Genomic DNA, 4456 nt, shown 5'->3' with positions numbered 1-4456 from the left:
CGTGAAGCGGCACTTGCGGAATATCTTCCGGAAGCTCGGCGCCGTGTCGCGACTGGACATGGTCAATCGCGCGACGGCGGCCAAGCTGATCTCTCCCTATCCGCCGGAGTGATCACACCGGCAGGCCGCTGATCAGCGCGCCGAGATTGGCGGCCAGCTGGGTGATCATGAAGGCGCGGTATGGTCGCCGGCTCACCGGCCGGGGATCGCGATAGCGGGTGGTGAGCGTGTAACCCGCCACCAGGGCCGCGCCGAACATCATTGGGACGCAGGGGCATTCGAGGGTCGGAAGCCGGGAGGCGCCGACCGCGAGGCCGGTCGCCACCCCGAGGGCGGCCAGGGATACCCACCTGCGCAACGGCATCTCGCCGACCAGCAGGGTGAGCACCCGCCGCTGTGCCGCACGATCACCGGCGACATCGGAGAAGTCCTTGACCACCGCGCCGATCAATCCCATCCACAGTGACATCACCACCGCGAAGACCACCAGGTCGGGCGTGAGCTGGGCGCGGATGGCCACGCCTCCCGCCAGGTAGGTGCACAATCCGCCGACCGTGACGATCGCGCTCGAGCCGGCCCAGGTGCGGCTGAGCTGGATGGGGGGCACGGAGTAGAGGTAGCCGAGCGCGAGGAACACCGAAACCAGGACGGCCATGGTGATTCCGACGTGCAGTGCGAGTACGAGCGCGGCGATCGCGGCCAGTTGCGTGACCGCCGCCGCGTCGCGTGGGTCCAGGTCGCCGCGGCCGATCGGCCGCCCGACTCCGTTGATCCGATCGTTCACGCCGTCGGCGATGCCGTTCATCAAATAGACGCACACCGTTGTGAGAAACCACGCAGCGACCGCCCAGGAGTAATCGATCCAGGCCGTGAGCGGTATCGAGGAGAACGGGGGCGCGGCGAGCGCCGACGCGGCGGCAAAACGTAGTGCGAACATGAATTGAACGAATGGTCGTGCTTCCGCGAAACAGAGGCGGAGAATTCGTGCTAGATTAACAATTCGATAGGCTTGGGTTTTCCAATGGTGTCCAGACGTCGTTCTGTCGATCGCCATGGTCGCAGTCTCGCAGACTACCACCGCGCCTCGAATACCTCTTTGGATACATGCCCGAGTGCTCCCTTCGTGGCGTTCTCCGCCGGCCTCTCTCCTGTTTATGGTGATACCGGATCGTGATCAACCGTGAAGGGATGGGCATGGCAAAGGTTGCTGTGATCGGCGCCGGAATAGCAGGTATCTCGGCCGCTTATCATCTGCGTGGGCACGCCGATGTGACCGTATTCGAGAAGGAATCGAATGCCGGTGGGCATGCCAATTCGGTCGAGGTGACCGATGCCGGCCGGACCCTCGGGCTGGACACCGCATTCATCGTCTACAACGAGCCGCACTACCAGAAGATCACGAAGTTCTTCGCCGATCTCGGGGTCGCCGGTCAGGACCATCCGGGCCGCTTCAGTTTCAACAATGCCGACACCGGTATCTGCTACGTGTCGGACGATTTCGAACTGGACGAGGCCGCGATTCGCGCCAAATACCCCGAAGATTTCGTGCAGCTGTGGGCCGAGGCCGAGCGCTTCTACGAGGAGTCGCCGAAGCACTTCATCCGGAAGCAGGCCGAGATGCCGCTCGGCGAGTATCTGACCAGCAACGGCTACAGCGACGCCTTCCGGTACGGATTCGTGGTGCTGGTGGCGACCGCAGCCTGGTCGGTGCCCGCGGACCGGATCTGGGACATGCCCGCCGCGACCGTGATCGCCTTCTTCCTCGGCCACGGCCGGGAGGGCCTGGGCGGTCGAACCGCGCCCTGGCGGACGGTGACCGGCGGCAGCATCAACTATGTCCGTGCCGCGCTGGAACGCCTGGCCGAAGCCGGTCAGCAGGTGCGGCTGGGCACGAGCGCCGACCGGGTCGCCGAGGACGCGGAGGGCGTGATCGTCTCCACCGATGCCGGTACCGAGCGCTTCGACGAGGTGATCATCGCGGCGCACGCCGATGACGCGCTGGCCATGCTGGCCGAGCCGACGCCGGCGCAGCGGATGCTGGAGGCGATCCGCTACAACCACACACGCGCCGCCCTGCACACCGACGCCGCGTGCATGCCGGTCGACCGCGAGAAGTGGCGCAGCTGGAATTACGCGCGCGCGGGCAGCAATGACGATATGAGCACCTGGGTCGTCTACTACCTCAACCAGTTGCACGATTTCACCAGTGCGACCGACTACTTCCTGACGCTGGACTATCCGTTCGAGGTCGCGCCGGAGAAGATGATCCGCGAATTCGACTATCGGCACCCGGTGTTCACCGTCGAGGCGCGGTCCTTGCAGTCCAAGATTCACACCATCAATGCCGGTGACTCCCGAGTGAAGTTCGCCGGTTCGTATTTCCACTCCCGGAAGATGGGCATCGACATCGTGGGCAGCCACGAGTCGGCCTTCGATTCCGGTGCGGCCGCCGCCGATGCGGTCGTTCGGAGCCTTTCCGTCGAGAACGCTCGCTGACCCGAATTACCTACAGTTTGTTGGAGTTTGATCATGACCGACAAGATTGACACCACCGATCTCACCGTCGAGCAGGTTCAGGACTGGCTGGCCGAAAAGATTGCTTTCAAATTGCAGGCAGAGCCGTCCGAGATTTCCTTCGACGACTTCTTCGATTCTTTCGGCCTGGATTCCACCGAGGCCCTGGTGCTGGGGAACGAACTGGAATCCTGGCTCGGTTTCGAACTGGAGACCACCGCGCTGTGGTACCACCCGACCATCGCCGAACTCGCCCGCTACATCGTCACCGAGAAGGACCGCCTCGCGGCGGCCTGACCGGACGCTCCAGCCAAGGAAAAGTGCAATGGACAATCGGATGAAGCTCGGCGATACGCCTATCGCCATCGTCGGCCTGGGCGCGCTGTTCCCGCGTTCCGCCGATCTCTCGGAATTCTGGTCGAATGTGGTCGAGGCCGCCGACTGCATCGAGGATGTGCCGGAATCGCATTGGCGGATCGAGGATTACTACGACCCGGATCCCAGTGCGCCGGACAAGACCTACGCCAAACGCGGCGGCTTCATTCCGACGATCGACTTCAACCCGCTCGAATTCGGCCTGCCGCCGAACCAGCTGGAGGTCACCGACGTCCTGCAGCTGCTGAGCCTGGTGGTGGCCAAGCAGACCCTCGCGGACGCGGGCGCTCTCGACTCGACGTGGTACGACTCGAGCCGTACCGGTGTGATTCTCGGTATCACCGGCGCGAACTCGCTCACCCAGCCGCTGGCCACGCGCCTGCAGACGCCGGTCCTGAAGGAGGTCGTGCGCAGCTGCGGGCTCAGTGACCAGGATGCCGAGGAGATCGCGGCGAAGTTCGTGAAGGCCTTCGCGCCGTGGGAGGAGAACTCCTTCCCGGGCATGCTCGGCAATGTCGTCGCCGGCCGTATCGCCAACCGTTTCGACCTGGGTGGCACCAACTGCACGGTGGACGCCGCGTGCGCGAGTTCGCTCGCCGCCGTGCACATGGCGGTGGCCGAATTGTTGTCCGGCCGTGCCGATCTGATGATCAGCGGTGGCTGCGACGCCGAGAACACCATCCTGATGTACCTGTGCTTCAGCAAGACCCCGGCGTTGTCCAAGTCCGGCATGATCCGCCCGTTCGACGAGAATTCGGACGGCACCATGATCGGCGAGGGCATGGGCATGCTGGCCCTCAAGCGACTGGCCGACGCCGAACGCGACGGCGACCGCATCTACTCGGTGCTGCGCGGTATCGGCAGTTCCAGCGACGGGCGTTTCAAGAGCATTTACGCGCCGCGCAAGGAAGGCCAGATCGTCGCGCTGAAGCGCGCCTACGACGACGCCGGATTCGGGCCGGAGCAGATCGGCCTGCTGGAATGCCACGGCACCGGCACCGCGGTCGGCGATGTGACCGAATTGTCGGCGCTGCGTGAGGTTTTCACCGAGGCGAGCGACGACAAGCAGTTCTGCGCGGTCGGCAGCGTCAAATCGCAGATCGGCCACACCAAAGCGGCGGCCGGCGCGGCGGGTCTGATCAAGCTCTCGATGGCGTTGCACCAGAAGGTGCTGCCGCCGACGATCAATGTCGAGAAGCCCAAGGAGTCCGTCGATTTCCCGAACTCGCCGTTCTGGGTGAACACGTCGACCCGGCCGTGGGTGCTGGAGCCGAATCGCGACCGGCGCCGGGCGGCGAGCTCGTCGTTCGGATTCGGTGGCACCAATTTCCACTGCGTGCTCGAGGAATACGACCCGGCCGGGGCGGATGCCCGTGCGCTGCACCGCGATTACCGGGTGCACGTGTGGCAGGGCGCGGACGCCGAGGCGCTGCTGGCCGCGGTCGCGGAGCGGCCGGCGGGCGGCGACGTGGACGCGCCGATCGAGGCCGCGCACGCCCGCCTGGCGGTGGTCGCCCGTGACGCCGCCGAGCTGGACGCGTTGCGGGACAAGGCGATCGAGCGGTTG

General features: G+C 65.1%; 4 protein-coding genes. 3 read left to right on the top strand and 1 reads right to left on the bottom strand.

Going from position 1 to position 4456, the window contains the following annotated elements:
- Positions 1–112 precede the first annotated feature (112 nt).
- A complete protein-coding gene (locus ACFXN1_RS51315; RefSeq protein WP_379404517.1) occupies positions 113–937 on the bottom strand; it encodes a UbiA family prenyltransferase in 825 nt (274 codons plus the stop codon).
- 257 nt (positions 938–1194) lie between these two features.
- Between ACFXN1_RS51315 and ACFXN1_RS51310 the strand changes: the two genes are divergently transcribed.
- The 3 genes from ACFXN1_RS51310 to ACFXN1_RS51300 all read left to right on the top strand — a co-directional run.
- Positions 1195–2496, top strand: coding sequence for an NAD(P)/FAD-dependent oxidoreductase (locus ACFXN1_RS51310; protein ID WP_379444259.1), 1302 nt, complete (start codon positions 1195–1197; stop codon positions 2494–2496).
- Positions 2497–2529: 33 nt separating this feature from the next.
- The gene (locus ACFXN1_RS51305; protein WP_354835740.1) at positions 2530–2811 is read left to right on the top strand and encodes an acyl carrier protein; all 282 of its coding nucleotides are present in this window, start codon (positions 2530–2532) and stop codon (positions 2809–2811) included.
- A 28-nt stretch (positions 2812–2839) separates the two neighbouring features.
- Positions 2840–4456, top strand: a 1617-nt coding sequence (locus ACFXN1_RS51300) for a beta-ketoacyl synthase N-terminal-like domain-containing protein (RefSeq protein WP_379464156.1), incomplete at its 3' end; no start/stop codon positions are given.

The sequence above is a fragment of the Nocardia sp. NPDC059154 genome, from assembly GCF_042755705.1.
In the GTDB taxonomy this organism is placed as follows: domain Bacteria; phylum Actinomycetota; class Actinomycetes; order Mycobacteriales; family Mycobacteriaceae; genus Nocardia.
This window is presented reverse-complemented; position numbering and strand designations above follow the sequence as displayed.

What these genes read in the sequence shown, in the direction of transcription:
- ACFXN1_RS51315 (WP_379404517.1), bottom strand. Translation starts at nt 937, where the DNA reads ATGTTCGCACTACGTTTTGCCGCCGCGTCGGCGCTCGCCGCGCCCCCG.
- ACFXN1_RS51310 (WP_379444259.1), top strand. Translation starts at nt 1,195, where the DNA reads ATGGCAAAGGTTGCTGTGATCGGCGCCGGAATAGCAGGTATCTCGGCC.
- ACFXN1_RS51305 (WP_354835740.1), top strand. Translation starts at nt 2,530, where the DNA reads ATGACCGACAAGATTGACACCACCGATCTCACCGTCGAGCAGGTTCAG.